We start from the raw sequence: 20,918 nt of genomic DNA on the forward strand, positions 1-20,918 counted from the left end.
GCTCGGGCGGCCGGGGTGACCGCCTGAGCGTCTTGGGCGGCCGCCGCGGGGAGGACACGGCAGCCGCAATTGCGGACCGTCGGCCTAGAACGTCGCTCTGGCGGTCAGGATGAAGGAACGGCCGGGCTCGTAGAGCGGCGTAACGTTCCCGAATTCCTGGCCGTAGGTCGCCCGGTCCGAATAGGTTTCGTCAAAGATGTTCTTCAGTTCGGCGCGCAGCGTCAGGTTCGGGCGTTCCGGCGGCACGTATTCGACAAAGGCGTTGAAGACCTCGTAGCCCTTGAGAGGCTTGCTGCCGGGAGCGACGTCGTCGTAGTCGAGCGCAATCTCGGCATCGGCACCGAAGGTGACGCCCCAGTCAGTCAGCGTGTGGATCGCCTGAAGAGTGATGATCTGGCCGGCGGGTGCTGCAAGATAGGTGCCGACGTCGGAGTCGGCAGGCTTGCCGTCGATTTCGACATCGATGTTGGCGTATTTCACCTTGAAGTAGCCGTCGCCCCAGTTGTAGCCGCCGCCGATCTCGAAACCGCGCGAGCGAACGTCATGGGCGGCAATACCGAGGTCCGCCCGGAAGCGCGGCGCGCGCGCATCATCGAGATCGGTCTGGAAGACGCTACCCTCGACGGTGAAGCCGTTGTAATTGGCCTCCAATCCCAGGATGTAATTGTCGGCAGTCACCGGTTTCGGGCCTTGGCCGTAGTCCCAGTTGGGATTGATGATGAAGTTCTCGGCGAGCGGAATGCCGGCCCAGACATGCGAGTAGCCTGCCTTGGCGGTCAGAAGATCCTCGATCAGGTCATATTCGCCCGAGACGTTGCCGCTGAAGCCGGAGTTGGTCCACTCCTGGCCCGTCGTTCCGGTGAAGTGCTGGTTGTCGCCTCGGGCGCCGAAGGACAGGCGCGTCCTCTCCCAGGGCTCCAGCCTTGCCTGTGCGTAAATGCCGACATTGCGCGCCTTCTCCGCCCCCGGATCGTAGAGATCCTCGAGCTCGGCCTTGTCGCTATAGAAGTCGATGCCGGCGATCACGTTGCCGATATCGAAGGAGAACTTGTTCTCGAATTTTCCGTTGAAACTATCCGACGTGCCAATGGCGTCGTAGGTACTGGGAACGCCTGCTCCGGGCTTCGGGAAGATCGGCAGATCGACCTCGGTCTTGCTGTAGGCAAGCAGCAGCTTCGGGTCCCACCACCCCTCCGGCGTGCTGTCGGTGTAGGTGAAGACGGTGTTCTGCCGGTCGAGCGTGTAGTCACGGATGCGCGGCTCCCACGGCTTGGGGTTCGAAATCGAACCCACATTGGCACGGAACGGCCGGGGCGCATCGTCGTTGATGCGGTCGTGGCTGATCTCGAGACGGTCACCGCTCTCGAACTCGTAGGCGAGCTTTCCAAGGCCGCTGAGCAGGTTGGTGCTCGTGCCTTCGACCTCCTTGCCGTTTCCGGCGGTAAAATCGTTGCCTTTGCCGAAGTTGAAGTAGCCGAGGAACTCGAGCCCTTCATGCATGCCATAGGCGGAAACGCCCGTCGTCACCGTGTCGCTGTTGAAATTGTAGCTCGACGTGACGAAACCGCCGAAGCCGTCTGCGTCCAGCAGATCGCGCGGATCGATGGTTTCGTAGGCAATCGCGCCGGCGAGCGCCCCCGGACCGGCATCGGCCGGCGCGACGCCGGCATCAACGCTCACCGCCTTCAGGAGACCGGGATCGATGAGGTTCGTGCCGTTGTGGTGGAAGACCTTGTTGTTCTGGCGGCCGCCGTCCATCGTCACGGCAAGGCTGGTCTCCTCGATCCCGTGGACATAGACCTTCTGCGACATCGGCAGCGAGCTGCCGACTGAAATGCCGGGCTCACCCGAAAAGACGTCGGCAATGTTGGCAGGGTTCTTCTGCTTCAGGTCTTCCGACGAAATCTCGATCTCGCCGGCGCCGAGCGGTCCGCTGCCGAAGGCGGAAATCGGATCAAGGACCGTCGCGCCGGAGGCATCCACGCCCCCGCTTCCGCCGGCCGCCGTCGGCGAACCGATCAGCGCCGTTCCGCCCGATACCCTGTAGGAGATGCCGGTGCCCGACAGCAACTGCGCAAGGGCCTGCTGCGGCTCCAGCGTGCCGTTGACGGCAGTCGAGCGAAGGCCCTGCGACGTCGCCGCGGCCAAGGTCACCTGCAGGCCGGATTGCCGCCCAAACGCATTCAAGGCGCTGGCAAGCGGTTGCGACGGAATATTGAACGTGCGGGCCGTACTGACGCGCGATGTCGTCTGCTGTGCGGATGCGACGGAAAGGGGCATGAAGGCAAGGGAGGAAAGCCCAACGATTGCCGTCGTAGTCAGCAGGCGCAGGCCCGCCTGACTATATCCTGCTTTGAAAGAAAGATGTCCCTTGCGGCATTTCGGCGAACTCATTTTACCCCCGTCTCGATGATCCGCGCGCTGCCTCTCGTGCAGGCGCTTCGGACCAAAGACGACGGGCGCCGGATTTTTTTTCACCGGCCCGCGATTTTTTCTTGAATTTTTGAGTCCAAATTAAAATTGCGTCAGAACGCGGCCATAGGGTGTCACCTCGCGCACCTTGCCGCCGAAGGGCTGAACCAATGCCTGAAGAGCGTGATCGGGGTCGGTAAGGTCATAGACACCCGTTACCCTTCGTGCCGCGAGTTCGGATTGCGGGACGGAGATCCAGGCGGAATGGTAACGTTGCAGCCGCTCGGCGGCAGCGGCAACGGTGACGTTGTTGACGAACATCTTGCCGCTGCGCCAGGCGCCGATCTCTTCGGCCGCGATCGCGCTTCGGGTAACCGCGCCCGTCGCATGCGTCACCGTCGCCGTTTCTCCCGGCGCGAGCTCGAAGTTCCGCCTGTGGCTTTCCCCGTTGTACGAAACGGCAACGGTGCCATGAGCGAGCTCGACCGTGGTCTCCGTACTCGCAAGCTGCACGTCGAAAGAGGTGCCGAGAACCGAAACCTCCACGCCGCCGGCATCGACGACGAAGGGACGAGACGGGTCGCGCGCAACGTCGAAATAGGCCTCGCCCCTGAGAAGACGAACATGCCGGGCCATGGCTGTAATCTCGGTAGCAATCGCGCTGCCACCGCCCATTTGGATCGTCGTGCCGTCCTCCAGTGTGATCGTCCTGCTCTCGGCGGTCTCGGTCACGTGATCGGCCTGCCACCACACCAGCAGCGACGGCAGCGAGACGAAAAGCACCAGGCAGACGGCAAGCGCCATGGCCGCCGCACCGGCAGCTAGGGTTCGCGCCACAAGGCGTTTCGACTGGCGGGCCGGCACGACCGACGACGCCGACGGCGTTGCGTCGCGCCAGAGGTGCTCATGAACCGGCGACACTTCTCCCAGCAACTGCCAGGTTTTCAAGGCCGTCTCCCAGGATCGGGGATGCAATTCCGACCGACCCAACCAGGCCCGGAACGCGACTTCGGTCTGCCGACAGTTCGGGCGTGCCTTCAGCTCGAGGAACCAGTCCATGGCCTCTTCCAGCAACGCCTCCGGTATGTGGTTGTCCTTGGTCAAAGCTCTGCCTGCTGGTTACGTGTTCGACGAGACACTAGCGGAATGATCCGGTCTGTCACAAAGACGAATTGCTTCGGATTTTTTTTCACTCCGGCCCAAAATTCTAGGGGGCGTCGCCTGCCAGGGTTGCCGCCACCCGCATCATGGCAGTGCGCACATGGCGGTGGGCGGTTGCGACGGAGATGTTCAGGTGGGCGGCGATTTCTTCCAGGGTGTACCCACCGAAGCGGTGCATCTCAAGGGCCACGCGAACCTCCACAGGAAGATCGTCGAGGACGCCGGAAATGCGCCTGATCTCGTCGCTCACCACCGCGATATCTTCGGGCGTCGGCATCTCGATCGGCATCGACCAGAAAGGCGGTTCGCCCTGTTCCTCCCGTGCCTCGATCTTCCGGCGCTTGAGGAGATCCAGGCAGAGGTTGCGGACGATCCTGTAGAGATAGGCGGGCGTAAGCCCCAGGGAACCGTTGTCGGCGTTGGCCGGCGCGAAGCGGATGAACGCCTCCTGCACGATGTCTTCGGCAGTTTCGCGCGATCCGACGATGCGGGTGGCATAGGCGACCAAAGCGGTCCGATTGGCGAAATAGACCTGATGGCGCGTTTCCATGTCGACCAAGGGCGTCTGATCCGAACAAAACAACTTTGATGTGGCGTCCAGCGTCGTTCGCACTGCCTGCCGCGAGGCGATCAATGGACAGGCTGACCCAGCGAACGCGAAGTCTCTTAGCACGCAGAAGTAAACTTGTCTGTAATAGTCATGTTATTTTTCGAGGCAGTGACGGCAGCGCATTGCCGTCGAGCGCGATTGTCCTCGGCCAGGCACCCTACCCCGTTGCTGCAGCGGAACTTTTCCCCCGAAACACCATTACCCATCTGAGTGCGAACCGCGTCAACCGGACGCGGCAGGGATGGCGAACATGGCGGTTTTTCCGGTTTCTCGCCATGGCCAACGAAACGGCAGTCGAGCGCCCAACCTGCCCGGTTCGTCTCGTTTTATTTCGATCGTGATTCAGGGCGTAGCGCCGACGGCTCCACCACCTTCGACGCGCAACTCTCTGACGAGTTCGATCAACACGCGGAGTTTTGCCGGCACGTGTCGTCGGCCGGAGAAATAGAGGCACAGGCCGTCATAGGGTGGCGTCCAATCATCGAGAACCTGCAGCAATCGCCCGGAAGCGACGTGCTCCTGGACTGCATGATCGGAGAGATAAGCCAGTCCCGCGCCACATAGTGCCGCCTCGAGCATCAGCCCGCTCTCGTCCAGGATGAGCCGTCCGGGCACATCGATCTCCACGCTTTCACCACGACGCGAGAATTCCCAGTGGTAGATCCGGCCGCTCGCCATCCGCCCCCGGATACAGGTGTGGTTCACGAGATCGCCCGGTCGCAGCGGCGCCGCCCTTTCATGGAAATAGTCCGGCGATCCGACGACGATCATGCGCGTCCGGCGCGTCACCGGAACGGCGATCATGTCCGGCGGCACCGCCTCTGCCAGCCGGAAACCGGCATCAAAACCGAGGGCAACGATGTCGACCAGGGCATTGTCGGTCGCCACCTCCACCGCCATTTCCGGAAAGCGGCGGAGATACTCCATGAGCAGCGGCTGCAGCACGATGCGTGCCGCACCGGGCGAGGTATTCAGCCGCAGCGTTCCGCTCGGTCGAGTCCGAGATTCCGTCACCCTCTCAACCGCGCCGTCGATCGCGGCGAGAGCCGGCAGGACTTCCGCCACGAAAGCCTCGCCCGCCGCCGTCAATGCCACCGACCGGGTCGTCCGGTTGAAGAGACGGACGTCCAGCCGTTCTTCCAGCGCCGACACGGCATGGCTGAGCGCGGAGGATGACACGCCGAGTTCCCGGGCCGCGGCGCGGAAGCCGCCAAGCCGCGCGATCGCCGTCACCGCCTCGAGTTCGGAGAGACTGGGCCTCATTGCACAATTTTCCTCATCAACCTGTCTATGATTGATAATCTTATCCTAGCGGCCGTTCCGGCGCATATCCCCTTTCATCGCAAAAGGAAACCGAATGATGAAAATGATCGAGCAGATCTACGTGGACGGCGCTTTCGTGACACCGGAGAGCAGCGAGCGTTTCGAGCTTTTCAATCCCGCCACCGAAGAGAAGATCGGCGAAGTCCGCCTCGGTGATGCGCAAGACGCCCGCGCGGCCATCGCAGCCGCGAGGCGCGCCTTCCCCGCGATGCGACGCACGACGCCGGGCGAACGCATCGCCATGTTGCACGCGTTGCGCGACGCCGTCGCGGCGCGCGCCGGGACCCTGCATGAGGCCATGGCAACGGAATACGGCGCGCCGCAATCCTTCCTCGCTTTTTCGGTGCCGCATGCCGCACGCGTTTTCGACGTCGCCGCGAAGACCGTGGCGGATTATGCCTTCACCCGGCAGATCGGCAACGCCGAGGTGGTCATGGAACCCGTCGGCGTTGCCGCCGCCATCACCCCGTGGAACAGCAATATAGGCTTCATCTGCACCAAGCTCGCGACCGCGATCGCAGCCGGCACGACCATCGTGATCAAGCCGTCGGAAATGAGCGCCATCCAGACCCAGACGCTGCTGGAAGCCCTGCACGAAGCCGGACTTCCGCACGGCGTCCTCAACGTCGTCAATGGCTACGGCCATGTCGTCGGCGCCGAGCTCAGCCAAAACCCAGGTATCGCCAAGATCACATTCACCGGTTCGACCGCGACCGGACGGACGATCCTCCGAACCGCGGCGGAAACCTTCAAGCGGGTGACACTTGAGCTCGGCGGCAAAGGACCGCAGATCCTGCTCGACGATGCCGATCTCGATCACGCCATCCCGCATCTGCTTGCTTCCGCCTTCCGCAACAGCGGCCAGGCCTGCATCGCCGGGACCCGACTTCTGGTTTCGAAGCGGAAGCATGCGGAAGTGACCTCCCGACTCGCAGCCGCCGTCTCGGCACTGAAGACCGGCCCTTCGAGCGACCCGGCGTCGGAGATCGGCCCCATGGTCAGCGCCAGACAATGGCAGCGTGTCCAGTCCTATATTCGTCTTGCGCAGGAGGACGGCGCAACGTTACTGGTCGGTGGCGAAGGTCGCCCCGAAGGGCTCGACCGTGGTTGGTTCGTTCGCCCCACCGTTTTCACCGACGTCACCAACGACATGCGGATCGCGCGCGAGGAAATCTTCGGCCCGGTCCTCAGCGTTCTTTCCTATCGCGACGAAGACGAGGCGATCGCCATCGCCAACGACACGGACTATGGCCTGCAATCCTATGTTCTCGGAACTGACGGGACGCGCATGCACCGCGTGGCCAGCCAGCTCGAGGCCGGGCGCGTGGTCCTCAATGAATCGCCGGCGGATGCTGAGGCTCCCTTCGGTGGGTTCAAGCATTCCGGCATCGGCCGTGAATTTGGCCCCTTCGGCCTCGAAGCCTTCCTCGAGCCGAAGGCGATCATCGGCTAAGCGGCAATCCACCTTTCAGGCGACCTGCGCGCCGGGCTCCGGGGCACTTGCGAGCGCGACCGTGTTGCGGCCCATGCGCTTTGCCTCGTAGAGGGCGCTGTCGGCCTTTTGCAGCAGCTTTTCAAGCGTCGTTTCGGCCGCAAGGGCCGAGGCGACGCCGAGGCTTGCGGTCACGCACCCGTCGCCAAGTCCGCGGTGCGCAATGGCAAGCCGTTCGATCGCCGTGCGGATCCGCTCGGCCATCGCCAGCGCCTGCAGCGGCTCCCGACCCGCGGCGAGCACCAGCATTTCCTCCCCGCCGAAGCGGAAGACGAAGGAGGCCTCGTCCACCGTATCGCGGATGCTTTGGGAGACGGCGCGGATGCAGGAGTCGCCCTCTATGTGGCCGTGAACGTCGTTGAACCGCTTGAAGTGATCGATATCCAAAAGGATCGCGGAAACCGGCACCAGGTGCGGCGCGTCGTTCCACAGCATCTCGCCCACCCGCGCCAGCGACCGGCGGTTCAGCAGTCCCGTCAGCTCATCCCGCTCAGCGTTGCGCTCAAGCCGGCGATAGAGAAGGCTACCACGCAGCTGGTTGAGAAAATTCTGCCGGTCCTTCTGCTCCAGGAAATAGGCGCTGACCGCCAGAAAGATCGACAGCGTCAGATAGAAGGTGATGATGCCGGAATAGGTGACATCATCGAAAGCGCCGGTCAGACGCGTGGTCGTAAAATGGGAGGCACACATCAGCGCAAGCCCGATCACGACGGCAAGGAAACGCGGTCGCAGCGCGATGACGAAGAACAAAAAGGCGGCAGAATTGCCGTTTTGATAGACGAACAGGTACGAACTGGCGCTCTGCGTGGCCGCCGCCATCGGCAAGGTGACGCCGAGCACCGCTATTGCCACCGCCAGAATGTCGTAGAGGAGCGCATTCGGCCAGCGGCGCACGGCGAGGATACAGCCGATGACGAAAGGCGTGAACACCAGGAAACGGGCGACGAGCAACTCGTCGAACACATCCGGCAGCATCGTACGGTCGCCGAAATAGACCAGGTCGTAGATGAAGACGCCGATCACGCCCCAGATCACCGCGAGCCGCACACGCTCGGCTGCATATTCCTTGCGGAACAGCGCCTCGATCTCCGGCGAGAACTGCAGATAGCGAAAGCCGCGCGCGATCTGGTTCTCGACCTGGTCCAGCGTGATTACGCTCATTACCAATTCCCCGGCTGCGGAAGGACACCTGCAAACTAAAAGAGAAAACTGAATATTCGTCTAAAGTTAGATCGATTCGCCGCAGAAGTATCGAACGTTGCGCTGAGCAGCGTCAGTCTTCGGGAACCTTGATCAGGACCGTCTCGACAGCCTCGATCGGCCTGCCATCCTGCGTGCGGATATCGAGCTTGACTGGTAGCCCTGTTTCCTTTTCGACCAGCAGGGAATGTTCCTCGCCAGGCTGAAAGAGGTGTCGTTCGCCGAACTGGCGCAAGGCGACCATCACGGGAAAGAGGTCCCGGCCCATCGCCGTCAGCTGATACTCCACCCGCGTTTTCGCATCGCCGACGGGAACCGTCTCCAGAATGCCGCGGTCGACGAGCGTGCGCAGGCGATCCGTCAGGATATTCTTGGCAATGCCGAGGCTTTTCTGAAAATCGCTAAAGCGTCGCAACCCGTCGAACGCATCGCGCACGATCAACAGCGACCACCAGTCGCCGATCGCATCCAGAGATCGCGCGCTGGGGCAGTAGTCCCCCTTGAGGCTTCTGCGCGCCACCATACGAACTCTCCTCTCTCACGGGTCATGAATTTTTGGTTGTATTATGAAACCAAATTGGTATCCATTATTTTGGTTTCATTATTAAACCGAAATAAGGAAGAAGTCCAATGGATGGTAGAGCTGCTGCGGCGTCGATCGACGCCGCAAACGACGCTGCGTGCCTGAGCGCCGGCAAGACTGCGACGTCACTCCTGACGCGCCCGATGTTGACCCTCTTCGCCTTTGCCTCTGGCCTGGCGGTCGCCAACGCCTATTTTGCCCACCCGCTGCTGGATGTGATGGCCGCGGATCTTAAGCTGTCGCAGACAAGCGCCGGCCTGATCGTCGGCGCGACGCAGATCGGCTACGCGCTCGGCCTGATCCTGCTCGTTCCCCTTGGCGATCTCTTCGATCGCCGCAAGGTCATCATCGTCCAGTCCCTTCTGTCCGTGGTCGCTCTCAGCTTTGTGGCCCTATCGGCCAGTGCCGAAATGCTGATGGCCTCGATCGCCGCCGTCGGCATGCTTGCCGTCCTGACGCAGGCCCTGGTCGCCTATGCGGCCAGCCTGGCCGATCCATCGGAGCGCGGGCGGGTGGTCGGGTTCGTTACCAGCGGTATCGTCATCGGCATCCTCTCCGCCCGCACGATCGCTGGTCTTCTGACGGATCTTGCCGGCTGGCGATCAGTCTATCTCGCATCCTGCGTCGCAACCTTGTTGATCGCCGGCCTGCTTTACAGGCTGCTGCCGCAGCAGAGAAGGGAAACGAGCAAGCTCAGCTACCCCCGCCTCATCGGCTCCACCTTCAAGCTGATCTGGGAAGAGCCGGTGCTGCGCACCCGCGGCGTGATCGCCATGCTGATCTTCGCGAATGTGACGACGCTGCTCACACCGCTTGTTCTGCCGCTGAGTGCGCCGCCTTTCTCGATGTCGCATACCGGGGTCGGCCTCTTCGGCCTCGCTGGCATCGCCGGGGCGTTGGCCGCTTCGCGCGCCGGCCATTGGGCCGATCGCGGCTTTGGCCAGACAACAACCGGAATTGCGCTCGCCCTGATGCTTGCCGCGTGGCTGCCGATCTCCCTGCTGGACCACTCCCTCCTCTGGCTGATCGCCGGGGTCCTCGTGCTCGATTTCGGGCTCCAGGCGGTCCACGTGACGAACCAGGCCCTGATCTATCGCGTCCGCCCGGAAGCGCAGAACCGACTGACGGCTGCCTACATGCTCTTCTATTCGCTTGGCAGCGCGATCGGCTCTTCCCTCTCCACGGTCGCCTATGCGCATGCGGGATGGAGCGGCGTGTGCCTGATGGGCGCCGCTATCAGCCTTGCTTCGCTGCTCTTCTGGCTGGCGACGAGACCTTCGGGATCGAAGCATCCCGGGGGAGGCGTAGCGTCGAACGGGTGAACCACCTGTGACGATGGCCCCGCACCATGGCGGGACCTTTGAGGTGGCGGCTGACCGCCGCCTCGACGTTTATGCGGCCGGGTCGAAATCGGTCGAAGCGGACACGGCACGCCATTGGGCGAGGAGCTCTGCATCCGATGAGTGTTTGGCCTCGATCGCTGCCACCGTGTCGCTGCCGAGCGGGAGCCTGACCGGCGGATTTTCTGCGTCGGCGAAGGCGACCACTACCTCGGCCAGCTTGTCGGGGTTGCCCGGCTGGTTGTGGCTGATTTCCTTCGCCTTGCTGCGAACGACGCCGGCCGTTTCCGCATAGTCCTCGATCTCGATCGGGCTGACGCTGAGCGAGGTCGAATCCAGGAAGTCGGTACGGAAGTAGCCGGGCTCGATCGCCGTCGCATGGATACCGAGCGGGGCGAGTTCAGCCGCAAGTGCTTCGGTCAAGCCTTCGACCGCGAACTTCGTCGAGCAATAGACCCCGAAGCCGGGGCCGCTGCGATAGCCGCCGACCGACGAGAAGTTCAGGATGCGTCCCGAACGCTGGCGGCGCATGTGCGGCAGCACGGCCCGGGTAACGGCCAGCAGGCCGAAGACGTTGGTGCGATAGAGCGCCTCGATCTCGGCGCCGCTTGCTTCTTCGACTGCACCCAGCAGACCGTAGCCTGCATTGTTGACCAGAACATCGATCCGGCCAAAGCGTGCGATCGCCTGGCCGACCGCCTGATGCGCCTGGGCCTCATCGGTAACATCGAGCGCGACTGCCAGAAGGTTGGCTTGCTCGCCGAAACGCTCGACGATCGCCTTCGGATTGCGCGCGGTGGCGACGACCTGATCGCCCTTGGCGAGCGCCCTTTCAACAATGAGGGCACCAAATCCGCGCGATGCCCCGGTAACGAACCATGTATGCATGAGAACCTCCTGTTTGTGTCGCCGCTCCATCGTCGGCGGCTGAGAAGGTTTTACCGCGCCCTGGCTACTGAGATAATCGACTGGATTCTCCTCAAGCTGATGAATACAGTTCACCAATGAGAACCATATCACCGTCCGACCTGTCCTCCTTCCTGGCCTTGGCCCGGCATCGCAGCTTCCGCCGGGCCGCCGACGAGCTCGGCTGCACGCCCTCGGCCCTCAGCCATGCGCTGAAAGCGCTCGAAGAGCGTCTCGATCTCCGCCTCTTCAACCGAACGACCCGCAGCGTCGCGTTGACGGAAGCAGGCGAGCTCCTCCTCGCACGCGTCGCCCCCGCCTTCCGCGACATCGAGGATGCGCTCGACGACCTCAACAACTTCCGAGGCACACCCGTCGGGCGCCTGAAGCTCAATGCGGCGCGAGCCGCCGCGAAGATGGTGCTTCTGCCTTTGGTCGCGCGTTTTCTCGAAGCTTACCCGAAGATCAGCATCGAAATCGTCACCGACAACGACCTCGTCGACATGGTATCGGAAGGTTTCGACGCCGGCATTCGTTTCGGCGAAGTGATCGCGCAGGACATGATCGCCGTACCGATCGGGCCGCGCCAGCGCACGGCGATCGTGGCAACGCCCACCTTCTTCGAGCGCTTTCCAAAGCCAACCGCTCCCGATCACCTGAAGCAACTCCCCTGCGTCGGGCTGCGCTTTGGCAGCGGCCGGCTCTATGCATGGGAGTTCGAGCGCGGCGGCGTTGAACTTCAGGTCGAAGTCAACGGCCCGCTGATCGTCGACGACCAGGACATGATGGTGGACGCCGCCCTTGCCGGCGCCGGCGTGACCTTCACCTTCGAGGATCAGGTGCAGTCGCTCGTCGACGAGGGGAAGCTCGTTCGGGTGCTGGAGGATTGGTGCCCCTATTACGGCGGCCTTTACCTATACTATCCCAGCCGGCGACAGATGCCCGCGGCGTTGCGCGCCTTCGTCGATTTCATCAGGATGGCGGGCACCAAAACTTGAGCGCGAAGTCGCTTCAGGCGACCGACCGCGCCGCGGCCGGTGCTGGTCCGCCGTTTCCGGCTGGGGCCTAAGCAGGCGAAGTGCCCGATGCAGGGCATCCTTTGGCCTAGGCCTGCGCTTCGACAGCCGACGACGTGGCCTCTGCGACCGCCAGTTCAGCCATGGCAAGAGCCGCTTCGCGCGTCGCAGCGGCCGCGATGAAGCGGCCATTGTGGCAGAAGCTTGCGCCGGCGACCCCGCAAGCGGCTTCCAGATCGCCATTGGTCAGGCCAGCCCAGGCGGCAGGCAGGTCTGCGCGTAGCTCAAAGCCCTCATCGGACTTGCGAATGCCAGTCAGGCACCAGTCCTTGTCGCGCGGGTGCACGACGAACAGCAGATGATCGGCACCGGACTTCACGATGGCCGGGCGGAAGGGCATGCCCATCGGCAATTCGAGAACACGGCCATCTCCAGCACGGGCGATCTGCTGCAGAACGAACGCCTCGGCCCTGAGCTTGGCGGCGCGCTGCGCGACGCCGGCCTCGACGAGCGTGCGGGCAACCGCCAGCGCCGCCTGAAAGCCGCGATCGTCTGCCTCGGGGCCTGCCTGGTCGAAGACCGGCTTCAAGGTTTCCAGAAGTGCCGGCAACGTCAGCCCCGCCAGCGGCCCGGCAACGGAAGGGTCGAAGGCACCGTTGTCCACCAGGTCGACCGGAAGCACGAAGCGCGCGTCAAAGGCTGCATGGACCGCCTCGATATGGTCTTCAGGTACGTCTGAAGCGGCGAGATAGTCGCGACCAAAGTGCTTCCAGATCAGCCCGAACGAACTGTAGGGCTGGCCGTCCTCCCTGAGCGGCGCCCCGCGCTGGTGATGATCGAAGATGCCGGCAGCAGGGTCATACTGGCCGCCAACGTCGTACACGATGCGGTCAGCACCAGGCCTGATCCATTCAGGAGCCCGGCTGCGCATGATACGAGCCTCAGGGAAAAGCCGCGTGAGGATCACGGTGGACAACAGTTCGTCGGCATGGAAGCCACCGGAATGGGTAACGAGAAACTCTGGGATCATCCGGTTCGGCCTTGTGGTTCGTTGAAGAGGAAGCGCACCACATAGCCATTGCTGGCTGCCACCTCAACCCACCATCGTTCCTTGCCCGCATGGAGGCCCGCATGCTGACCTTGGCAGGAGACGACTGGCCGACAAATATTGGGCCCACGCAGCTACTCCAGGTCTAGCGTGGTGAAGACCCGGCAATTGTCGGGCGCAGGCACAGCGCGGCAAATTTCCGCATCGACCAGTTGGCCGACGGGCAGCTGGTCCGTCAACATCAGCTCTAGGGACAATTGATAGGGGTGGAGTCTACCAGCCGCGTTGCGCAGGCGTTCGGCCAAAGACTGGTAGCGGACGCCCATTTCGCCGTAGTAGGCCACGAGTTTGCGGGTATCGGCCTCGTTTCCGGCCAGCATCGGAATGTCATCAACGATCGTCCCTTCTCCCGCCAGCCGCCGAATGCCGGACGCAAGCACGAGCGTGCAGGCCTGCTCGCAGGCTCCAAGCGAAACTGCCTTGCCGATGTAATCGGCCCCCTTTTTGTCGTTTGCGGTACAATTCTTCTGATCGCGCTGACATCCAACGAACATGGTCGTGCCCACCGCCACGCTGAGCTTGCTCTTGCGGATGAGGCGGCCGAGTGCCATCGCAGCTGCCATGTCGCCACCGGGCGATCGCAGGACCAATGGCAGCTTGCGGCCTGCGAGCGTCTTCAAGGTTGCCTTCAGCAGGGCCGGTGTCTTCGGACCGATAGCGCCTGCGGCGGAAATCCATTCCGGACATGTCGGCTCGCACCCGGCCTGGTTAGAGCGCACGACGACAAACCGCATCTCCTGCTCTGCCATTGCCGGCCGCTCCATCAACAGGCCTGCGGCCAGAAGGCAGATCAGAGCCACAACGCATTTCAGGCGGGTCGTGGCAGGACCGGGTGGAGAACTCCATACTCGCATCGCAGTCTCCAACCTAAAAGTCCCCGGGTCTAGCGCTTCAGGTCCGACATGACGAAAACCCGGCAATGGGCGGAGGCGGGCACCGTCTTGCAGACCCCGGCCGCGGTCAGCAGTTCGACCCCGCCCAGCTGCGTGATCAGCTTCATTTCCATCATCGCCACCGGCTCGATCTTGCGCATGTCGTTAGCGAACGTGATCTTCATCTGATCGATGACCGCACGCCCGACACCCATCTCCGCAAGGTAGGCCGCCAGTTCGCGCTCCTGCGCCTTGCTCATCTCATAGGTCGTGCGGGTGCCGACATTCTTTCGGCTGACGACCTTCTTGCTGGTGACTTTCTTCTTGCCGTTCACGATGCGGTACTTCTCCTGGTACCGCGTCAGGACCTGCGTGTGGACCGTGGTGATCTGGTGAACGCCGAGATATGCCCACTGGCCGACTACGCGCCGGGTGCCGCCGGCCAGCATCAGCGGACAGGCCGAGTTGCAATAGGCTCCGCCCGAATAGGCGATTCCGATATAGCGCGCGCCCCTGCCGTCGTTGTCGCGGCAATCCTTCTGCTGCGGCTGGCAACCGATGAAGCGGGTCTTGCCGACCGCCACTTCAAGCTTGCGCGCCCTGATGATCCGCCCGAGCGCCAGCGCCGCATCGACATCTCCGCCGGGCGACGTCACCACGACCGGAAGGCGGCGATTGCCGATGGTTTTGAGCAGCTTCTTGAGCAGTGCCGGGCTGTCGCGGACGATCGCCCCTTCGGCCGATATCCACTCCGGACAGGTCGGCTCGCACCCGGGCTGACCGCTGCGAACCACGAAGAACTGCATGTCGGTGTCATCGGCTGGCGCCGCGCGAGCCGTCGCGGCGGAGGCCAAAAGCCCAACCAACAGACAGACAATGACCACTGAACGCGAGAATACTTCTCGTGGAAATGCCATCCCGATCAAAAAAGTGTACCTCTCCCGACTGTCGCGGCCCCGGATTTTCAGAATGGAGCGGCCACGCTCGATCCTGTAAAATTCATGCTGCAAATATGACTATCAAAACAAACAGTTCTTGCGCGGTCGCCACGAGGATTGCTCCTCAGAAGGCGACAGGAGAATGAAAGTTGCGCCAGCCAATAATAAAACCAAAGATAGCATGGACCCCGAATATGAGGCAACAATCATGAAGCCAAAATCGGCTGCCTACGTGATGCGCCCAGCCCGTCTAAACACCGGCAGCGAGACGATTAGTTGTTCGTGCGGTAGCGATCAGCAGCCGAAGGACTGGATACGCCGCCGACGCTTTGACAACATAGGTGTTCAAGGCAGGATTGCGATTCGATGACGATTTTCTTTAAGGCAGCAATTTCCGACGACGTGGCATTCGGAATGATCGAGCGGTGTTTTTCCGATCCAGACGACTATGACGCCTATCTCGATATCTTTGGCGATCACACCGAACGGACCGTTTCATGGAGCAAGGGCCGATCGGTTGAAGAGTTCAAGGCGGAGATAACCGAAGCACTGCGAACGGCTTGGGAGAGCGCGCCTTTCTGGCAGGTGTACGAACGGCGCGAAGACCGGGACGATGCCGGGACGAATGAAATCCGGCGCGCGGCCATCAATCTGACGCGCACCTATGGCGGCGTGATCGTCATCACCTTGAGCCTGCTGGGCAGACGCAACAGCACGCACGATCTCGAACTCGTGTTTGTCTGCTTCCAGGAAGACGCCCAACGCCGGAATTTTCGCGTGCGCTACGACGGGAAATTCATTCCCGCCTGATCCCTCCCGCAGCCTGGAGTGCAGCGATCAAGCGCAGATCCGCCGGCATCGCCTCTTGAATCGAGCGCCGGGCGCGTTGTCTACTTCAGGAACGCCCGGAAGCGCCGCATGGCGAAGGCAAACAGGATCGCGCCGATCAGCAGCAAGGCAAGAAGCTGCGGCCAGACCACGTCCAGCCCCGCATCGCGAAACAGAACCGCCTGCGCCAGAATGACGAAATGCGTGTTCGGCGCCGCCAGCATGATGTTCTGGATGATCTCGGGCATGCTTTCGCGCGGCGTCATGCCGCCGGACAGGGCCTGGAGCGGCAAGAGCACCAGCATCAGCAGCAGGCCGAACTGCGGCATGGAGCCCGCAACCGTGGCCAGCAGGATGCCCATCGACGTTGTCGCAAAGAGCTGCAACGCCGTTGCCAGTAGGAACAGGGCAAACGACCCCTGCACGGGAACAGCAAGCGCGCCCTTGACGACGAATATCAGAGAGACCGCCGACGCTATGAGCACCACCAGCCCCATCGACCAGACCTTGCTGACCATGATTTCGAACGGGGTCACGGGCATGACCAGCAGGTGCTCGACGGTCCCGTGCTCGCGTTCACGGATGAGGGCCGCGCCCGTCAAGACGATCGACAGGATGGTGATGTTGGTGATGACGTTCATGACCGCGCCGAACCAGCCCTTGTTGAGTTCGGCGTTGAAGCGGGCGCGCAGAACGAGATCGACCGGAAGCGGCGTCTCGTTGCGGTGGCGCTCCAGAAAGCCAGAGACCTCGCCGGTCACGATCTGCTGGATATAGCCGTTGCCGGAAAAAGCCTGGCTCATGCGCGTCGCGTCGACATTGAGCTGGATCGTCGGCAAGCGACCGGCCAGGAGGTCCGTCTGGAAATTCGGCGGGATGTCGAGCGCGAAAGTATCGAGCCCCTGGTCCATGCGCCGGTCCATTTCCGCCGGCGTGATCATCTGTGGCGGCACGAAATAGGGCGGGTAGAAAGCCGTCGATATCCGCGTCGAAACCGGCGACTGGTCTTCGTCAACGATGGCGATCGCCGCGCGGTTCAGCGTTTCGGGCATTGCGGTCGAGCCCGTATAGACCGACAGCGTGAAGGAATAGACGATCAGGATCAGCAGGATCGGATCGCGCCAGAGCCCCCAGAGTTCCTTGATGCCGAGATGGTAGATGTGGGACAGGCGCATCGCTACCTCGCCTGCTTCTTGAGGGAGAACGTGCCGATCGCCAGCAGCACCGGCACCGCGATCAGCATCGGCACGAAGGCACCGCCGAGATCGGCGAAGCCGAGCGCCTTGGAAAAAGTGCCGCGGGCGATCGTCATGAAATGCGTGGTCGGATAGATCTGGCCGATGAAGGCGCCCGCGCCTTCGAGCGAGGAAACCGGATCGATCATGCCGGAATACTGGATCGCCGGAATGAGCGTCAGGATCGCCGTGCCGAAGATCGCGGCGATCTGGCTCGACATGAAGGTGGAGATGACCAGCCCCATGGCCGTTGCCGCCGAGACATAGATCAGCCCCGCGACCGTCCAGGTAAGCAGGCTGCCGGTAAAGGGCACCCGGAAGACGAAGACCGCAAAAGCCGTCAGCAGCACGAAGTTGAGCATCGCCAGGGCGATATAGGGTATCTGCTTGCCGATCAGGAATTCGAGCCGCGTCACCGGCGAGACGTAGAGATTGACGATCGACCCCAGCTCCTTTTCGCGCACGACGCTGAGGGCCGAAAGCATGGCCGGGATCAACATCAGCAACAGCGGGATGACCGCCGGCACCATGGCGACGATGCTCTTGACGTCGGGATTATAGCGGAAGCGTGTCTCGATCTTGAACGCGCCCGTGGTTGCGGCCGCTCCATAGCGCTCTCGGATCTTGCCGGTCAGCCAATGGGCGTGCAGCCCCTGCACGTAACCCTTGACCGTTTCGGCACGGCTCGCCATCGCGCCATCGATCCAGGCGGCGATTTGCACCGTGTCGCCGCGCGCCGCATCCCGGGCAAAACCCGGTGGGATCTCGATCGCGAGGCTCAGTTCGCCGTTGCGCATGCGCCGGTCCAGATCGGCATAGTCGGTGATCGGATCCTTCTCGATGAAGTAGCGCGAGCCGGCAATTTCGAGAATATATTCGCGGCTGGTCGTCGTCTGGTCGCGGTCGAGCACTGCAAAGGTAAGGTCCTCGACGTCCATGTTGATGCCGTAGCCGATGACGAACATCAGGATGACCGTGCCGATCGTGGCAAGCGTCGCGCGAATGGGATCGCGCACCAGTTCCAGGGCCTCGCGGCGGGTATAGCTGAACATCCGCCCGACGTCGAAAAAACCGGACTTCGGAGGCCGTGTCGCCTCGGCCGTTCGCTTAGCGACCGGCTCCAGCGGCGTCTTGGCCCTGACCACTGCGGGCACCGGCTGTTTCGCCCCGGCGATCGCCTCCTCCAGATAGGCGATGAAAGCCTCTTCCAGCGTCGCGGCGGAACGGCTCTTCATGATACCGACCGGCGTATCGCTGACGAGCACCTTGCCCGCATGCATCAGCGACATGCGATCGCAGCGCATCGCTTCGTTCATGAAGTGGGTGGAGATGAAGATCGTCACCTGGTCGTTGCGGGAGAGATCGACGAGGATCTGCCAGAAACTGTCGCGCGCCACGGGATCGACGCCGGATGTCGGCTCATCGAGGATGAGGATATCGGGTGAATGGATCAGCGCGACCGCAAGCGACAGCCTTTGGCGCACGCCAAGCGGCAAGGCGTCCGGCAAGGCTTCCATCACGTCCGAGAGATCGAAGCGCTTCGCCAGTTCCTCGATCCGATTGGGAATGCTGTCCGCCGCCATGCCGAACAGCTTGGCATGCAGTTCCAGGTTCTGCAGCACCGTGAGTTCGGTATAGAGCGAGAAGGCCTGCGACATGTAGCCAACGCGGTGGCGCACCTCCATGTCGCGCGGGTCGACCTCGCGTCCGAAGAGCTTTGCCGTACCTTCGCTGGCGGCGAGCAGGCCCGTCAGCATCTTCATCGTCGTCGTCTTGCCGCAGCCGTTGGAACCCAGGAAACCGAAGATCTCGCCACGGCCGATGCGGAAGCTGACATTGTCGACGGCGACGAAATCGCCAAAGCGCATGGTGAGGTTGTTCGCCTCGATGGCGATATCATCGCCCGCGCCTTCCGGGCGCGGCGGAATGACGACATCGTGGTGTTCGCCCCTGATATCCTCCGGCAGCAGCGCGATGAAGGCAGCGTCGAGCGTGTCGACCCCGGTCTTTTCAAGCAGTTGATCGGGTGTGCCCGTTGCCAGCACCCGGCCGGCATCCATCGCGACCAGCCAGTCGAAGCGGGCGGCCTCCTCCATATAGGCAGTCGCGACGATGACGCTCATGCCCGGCCGCTCAGCACGGATGTCGTCGATCAGTTCCCAAAACTGCCGTCGCGACAAAGGGTCCACGCCGGTCGTCGGTTCATCGAGGATCAGGAGATCGGGATCGTGGATCAGCGCGCAGCAAAGCCCGAGTTTTTGCTTCATGCCGCCGGAGAGCTTGCCCGCGGGGCGCTCCGCGAAGGGAGCAAGCCCGGTGCTTTCGAGCAGGCTGGCTATCCGCCTTTCGCGTTCCTCGCGATCATGGCCGAAGAGTCGGCCGAAGAAATCGACGTTCTCGAAAACGGAAAGCGTCGGATAGAGGTTCTTGCCGAGACCCTGCGGCATATAGGCGATGCGTGGGCAGGTCCGGCGGCGATGGCCGGCATCGGCAATGTCGCCGCCAAGCACCTCGACGCTGCCCACCTGCACGGCGCGGGCGCCAGCAACGAGAGACAGCAGGCTCGATTTCCCGACGCCGTCCGGTCCGATCAGCCCGGCCATGCAGCCGGACGGAATATCCAGCGTCACCTCGTCCAGAGCCTTCGTCTTCCCATAGGAAAGGGTGACGGCGCTCAAGCGAACCACGGGCTCTGCCGGCTGCAGGCCGGCCCGGTCCGGGGCGGCCATCACTGCACCAGCGTGCCGGTCTGGCTCGCCGGCCACTCTGCATTCGGGTCGACCTTCACATAGGCAACGCCCGGAAGACCGGTTTTCACCATGCGGATGTACTTCTTCAGGAGTTCCTTCGGGATCTGCGCCTTGATGCGGAAGGTCAACTTCTGCCGTTCCTCGGCGGTCTCCACCGTCTTCGGCGTAAACTGCGCGACATCGGCGACATAGGAGACCTTGGCAGGAATGATATATTGCGGGGCGGCATCCAGCACCAGCCGGACCTCGCTGCCGATCGACAGGCGGCCGGCCTGATCCGTCGGCAGGAAGAACGTCATGTAGACATCGCCGAGATCGACGAGATTGAGGACGCGGCCACCAGCCGCCAGCACTTCGCCGGGCTGGACCACACGATATTGAATACGGCCGTCGCGCGGCGAGATCAGGGTGCTGTCGTTGATGTCGGCGATGATGCTTTCGACCGACGCCTTGGCGGCCTCGACCGCGGCTTCGGCATCGATGACCTGGGACTTGGCCGAATTGATTGCCGCATTCGACGCGGCAAGCGAAGCTTCCGCCGCACTGGCGGCGGCCCGCGCGCCCTCGGCGGTCGCCCGGTCGTCATCCAGCACCTGCTGCGAAACGGTGCTCGTCCTGACGAGTTGCTCGGAGCGGGCAAGGCGCCGTTCCGCAGCGTCCAGTTGTGCCTTGCGCTGTGCCAGTACAGCCTCGGCCGCCGCCTTCTCGGCTTCGCGCTGCGTCACCAGGTTCTTTGCCGCTTCGACGCCGATGATCGCACGCTGCTGCTGCGCCTCGGCTTGCCGCTTGTGGGCCTCCAACTGCACGGTGTCCATCTGGGCGAGCACCTGGCCGGCAGTAACGAAGTCCCCCTCGTCCACCAGGATCTCCTTGATCCTGCCGGCCGTCTTGGTCGAGATATCGATCTCGACAGCCTCTATGCGTCCGTTGCCGCTCGCAATCCCCGCGGGCAGCGCATTGCGATCCAGGTTCTGCCAGGCATAGTAGCCGCCCGCGAGCGCCAGAATGACCAGACCGACCAAGAACCAATTCTTCCGGGCTTTTTCCATCTCAGCGTCCACCTTCAACATATACCGTAACAATAGCCCGCGGCCGTCCAAACACAACCGGGAATAGACGAAGCGACCGCGCCACGCGGTGCAAA

Annotated in this window: 17 protein-coding genes; 4 read left to right on the forward strand and 13 right to left on the reverse strand. The window is 62.7% G+C overall.

All coding sequences use genetic code 11. The features are described 5' to 3' along the window. Window positions 1-84 precede the first annotated feature (84 nt). The 4 genes from AB4Z53_RS28590 to AB4Z53_RS28605 form a co-directional block, all read right to left on the reverse strand. Window positions 85-2,394, reverse strand: a complete 2,310-nt coding sequence (locus AB4Z53_RS28590; protein ID WP_441598896.1) for a TonB-dependent receptor domain-containing protein — start codon at window positions 2,392-2,394, stop codon at window positions 85-87. 120 nt (window positions 2,395-2,514) lie between these two features. After that, on the reverse strand, window positions 2,515-3,516 hold the full coding sequence (locus AB4Z53_RS28595) for a FecR family protein (RefSeq protein WP_441598897.1): 1,002 nt from the start codon (window positions 3,514-3,516) through the stop codon (window positions 2,515-2,517). Between the two features lie 103 nt (window positions 3,517-3,619). After that, window positions 3,620-4,123, reverse strand: a complete 504-nt coding sequence (locus tag AB4Z53_RS28600; RefSeq protein WP_441598931.1) for an RNA polymerase sigma factor — start codon at window positions 4,121-4,123, stop codon at window positions 3,620-3,622. A 402-nt stretch (window positions 4,124-4,525) separates the two neighbouring features. Then, window positions 4,526-5,446, reverse strand: coding sequence for a LysR family transcriptional regulator (locus AB4Z53_RS28605; RefSeq protein WP_441598898.1), 921 nt, complete (start codon window positions 5,444-5,446; stop codon window positions 4,526-4,528). Window positions 5,447-5,543: 97 nt separating this feature from the next. Between AB4Z53_RS28605 and AB4Z53_RS28610 the strand changes: the two genes are divergently transcribed. Beyond that, the gene (locus AB4Z53_RS28610) at window positions 5,544-6,959 is read left to right on the forward strand and encodes an aldehyde dehydrogenase family protein (protein WP_441598932.1); all 1,416 of its coding nucleotides are present in this window, start codon (window positions 5,544-5,546) and stop codon (window positions 6,957-6,959) included. Between the two features lie 15 nt (window positions 6,960-6,974). Here AB4Z53_RS28610 and AB4Z53_RS28615 read toward each other — a convergent pair whose 3' ends face one another. Both AB4Z53_RS28615 and AB4Z53_RS28620 read right to left on the reverse strand, forming a co-directional pair. Beyond that, window positions 6,975-8,159 (reverse strand): GGDEF domain-containing protein, encoded by a 1,185-nt coding sequence (locus tag AB4Z53_RS28615; RefSeq protein ID WP_441598899.1) that lies wholly within the window; start codon window positions 8,157-8,159, stop codon window positions 6,975-6,977. Between the two features lie 112 nt (window positions 8,160-8,271). Continuing rightward, window positions 8,272-8,721, reverse strand: a complete 450-nt coding sequence (locus AB4Z53_RS28620; RefSeq protein WP_113539122.1) for a winged helix-turn-helix transcriptional regulator — start codon at window positions 8,719-8,721, stop codon at window positions 8,272-8,274. Window positions 8,722-8,828: 107 nt separating this feature from the next. Between AB4Z53_RS28620 and AB4Z53_RS28625 the strand changes: the two genes are divergently transcribed. After that, window positions 8,829-10,103, forward strand: coding sequence for an MFS transporter (locus AB4Z53_RS28625; protein WP_441598900.1), 1,275 nt, complete (start codon window positions 8,829-8,831; stop codon window positions 10,101-10,103). Between the two features lie 69 nt (window positions 10,104-10,172). On the opposite strand, the gene AB4Z53_RS28630 is transcribed toward AB4Z53_RS28625, so the two are convergent. After that, window positions 10,173-11,009 carry an oxidoreductase gene (locus tag AB4Z53_RS28630; protein ID WP_113539124.1) on the reverse strand — a complete coding sequence of 279 codons (837 nt, stop codon included), beginning with the start codon at window positions 11,007-11,009 and terminating at the stop codon, window positions 10,173-10,175. 116 nt (window positions 11,010-11,125) lie between these two features. On the opposite strand from AB4Z53_RS28630, the gene AB4Z53_RS28635 reads away from it, so the two are divergent. After that, complete coding sequence (locus AB4Z53_RS28635; RefSeq protein ID WP_441598901.1) at window positions 11,126-12,025, forward strand: LysR family transcriptional regulator; 900 nt, start codon at window positions 11,126-11,128, stop codon at window positions 12,023-12,025. A 106-nt stretch (window positions 12,026-12,131) separates the two neighbouring features. Here the strand turns inward: AB4Z53_RS28635 and AB4Z53_RS28640 are convergent, their stop codons facing one another. From AB4Z53_RS28640 to AB4Z53_RS28650, 3 genes are all read right to left on the reverse strand, one after another. Next, window positions 12,132-13,073, reverse strand: coding sequence for an MYG1 family protein (locus tag AB4Z53_RS28640; protein WP_441598902.1), 942 nt, complete (start codon window positions 13,071-13,073; stop codon window positions 12,132-12,134). A 152-nt stretch (window positions 13,074-13,225) separates the two neighbouring features. Next, window positions 13,226-13,900 (reverse strand): hypothetical protein, encoded by a 675-nt coding sequence (locus AB4Z53_RS28645; protein ID WP_441598903.1) that lies wholly within the window; start codon window positions 13,898-13,900, stop codon window positions 13,226-13,228. Window positions 13,901-14,034: 134 nt separating this feature from the next. Further along, on the reverse strand, window positions 14,035-14,829 hold the full coding sequence (locus tag AB4Z53_RS28650; RefSeq protein WP_441598904.1) for a hypothetical protein: 795 nt from the start codon (window positions 14,827-14,829) through the stop codon (window positions 14,035-14,037). A 498-nt stretch (window positions 14,830-15,327) separates the two neighbouring features. Between AB4Z53_RS28650 and AB4Z53_RS28655 the strand changes: the two genes are divergently transcribed. Beyond that, window positions 15,328-15,771 carry a hypothetical protein gene (locus tag AB4Z53_RS28655; protein ID WP_113539129.1) on the forward strand — a complete coding sequence of 148 codons (444 nt, stop codon included), beginning with the start codon at window positions 15,328-15,330 and terminating at the stop codon, window positions 15,769-15,771. Window positions 15,772-15,851: 80 nt separating this feature from the next. Here AB4Z53_RS28655 and AB4Z53_RS28660 read toward each other — a convergent pair whose 3' ends face one another. Genes AB4Z53_RS28660 through AB4Z53_RS28670 form a run of 3 tightly spaced genes read right to left on the reverse strand, consistent with a single transcriptional unit; the run spans window position 15,852 to window position 20,823 of the window. After that, window positions 15,852-16,964: an ABC transporter permease gene (locus tag AB4Z53_RS28660; RefSeq protein WP_441598905.1), complete on the reverse strand. Its 1,113-nt coding sequence runs from the start codon at window positions 16,962-16,964 to the stop codon at window positions 15,852-15,854. Window positions 16,965-16,966: 2 nt separating this feature from the next. After that, the gene (gene rbbA / locus AB4Z53_RS28665; protein ID WP_113539131.1) at window positions 16,967-19,753 is read right to left on the reverse strand and encodes a ribosome-associated ATPase/putative transporter RbbA; all 2,787 of its coding nucleotides are present in this window, start codon (window positions 19,751-19,753) and stop codon (window positions 16,967-16,969) included. Further along, window positions 19,753-20,823, reverse strand: a complete 1,071-nt coding sequence (locus tag AB4Z53_RS28670) for an HlyD family efflux transporter periplasmic adaptor subunit (RefSeq protein WP_113539132.1) — start codon at window positions 20,821-20,823, stop codon at window positions 19,753-19,755. Before AB4Z53_RS28670 ends, rbbA begins: the two co-directional genes overlap by 1 nt. Window positions 20,824-20,918: the final 95 nt, after the last annotated feature.

The organism is Ensifer sp. 2TAB8, from assembly GCF_052115125.1.
Lineage (GTDB): Bacteria > Pseudomonadota > Alphaproteobacteria > Rhizobiales > Rhizobiaceae > Ensifer.

Excerpts from the sequence above, each read along its gene's own strand:
- AB4Z53_RS28590 (WP_441598896.1), bottom strand. The coding sequence starts at position 2,394 with ATGAGTTCGCCGAAATGCCGCAAGGGACATCTTTCTTTCAAAGCAGGA.
- AB4Z53_RS28600 (WP_441598931.1), bottom strand. The coding sequence starts at position 4,123 with ATGGAAACGCGCCATCAGGTCTATTTCGCCAATCGGACCGCTTTGGTC.
- AB4Z53_RS28605 (WP_441598898.1), bottom strand. The coding sequence starts at position 5,446 with ATGAGGCCCAGTCTCTCCGAACTCGAGGCGGTGACGGCGATCGCGCGG.
- AB4Z53_RS28610 (WP_441598932.1), top strand. The coding sequence starts at position 5,544 with ATGAAAATGATCGAGCAGATCTACGTGGACGGCGCTTTCGTGACACCG.
- AB4Z53_RS28615 (WP_441598899.1), bottom strand. The coding sequence starts at position 8,159 with ATGAGCGTAATCACGCTGGACCAGGTCGAGAACCAGATCGCGCGCGGC.
- AB4Z53_RS28620 (WP_113539122.1), bottom strand. The coding sequence starts at position 8,721 with ATGGTGGCGCGCAGAAGCCTCAAGGGGGACTACTGCCCCAGCGCGCGA.
- AB4Z53_RS28625 (WP_441598900.1), top strand. The coding sequence starts at position 8,829 with ATGGATGGTAGAGCTGCTGCGGCGTCGATCGACGCCGCAAACGACGCT.
- AB4Z53_RS28630 (WP_113539124.1), bottom strand. The coding sequence starts at position 11,009 with ATGCATACATGGTTCGTTACCGGGGCATCGCGCGGATTTGGTGCCCTC.
- AB4Z53_RS28635 (WP_441598901.1), top strand. The coding sequence starts at position 11,126 with ATGAGAACCATATCACCGTCCGACCTGTCCTCCTTCCTGGCCTTGGCC.
- AB4Z53_RS28640 (WP_441598902.1), bottom strand. The coding sequence starts at position 13,073 with ATGATCCCAGAGTTTCTCGTTACCCATTCCGGTGGCTTCCATGCCGAC.
- AB4Z53_RS28645 (WP_441598903.1), bottom strand. The coding sequence starts at position 13,900 with ATGGCAGAGCAGGAGATGCGGTTTGTCGTCGTGCGCTCTAACCAGGCC.
- AB4Z53_RS28650 (WP_441598904.1), bottom strand. The coding sequence starts at position 14,829 with ATGCAGTTCTTCGTGGTTCGCAGCGGTCAGCCCGGGTGCGAGCCGACC.
- AB4Z53_RS28655 (WP_113539129.1), top strand. The coding sequence starts at position 15,328 with ATGACGATTTTCTTTAAGGCAGCAATTTCCGACGACGTGGCATTCGGA.
- AB4Z53_RS28660 (WP_441598905.1), bottom strand. The coding sequence starts at position 16,964 with ATGCGCCTGTCCCACATCTACCATCTCGGCATCAAGGAACTCTGGGGG.
- rbbA (WP_113539131.1), bottom strand. The coding sequence starts at position 19,753 with ATGGCCGCCCCGGACCGGGCCGGCCTGCAGCCGGCAGAGCCCGTGGTT.
- AB4Z53_RS28670 (WP_113539132.1), bottom strand. The coding sequence starts at position 20,823 with ATGGAAAAAGCCCGGAAGAATTGGTTCTTGGTCGGTCTGGTCATTCTG.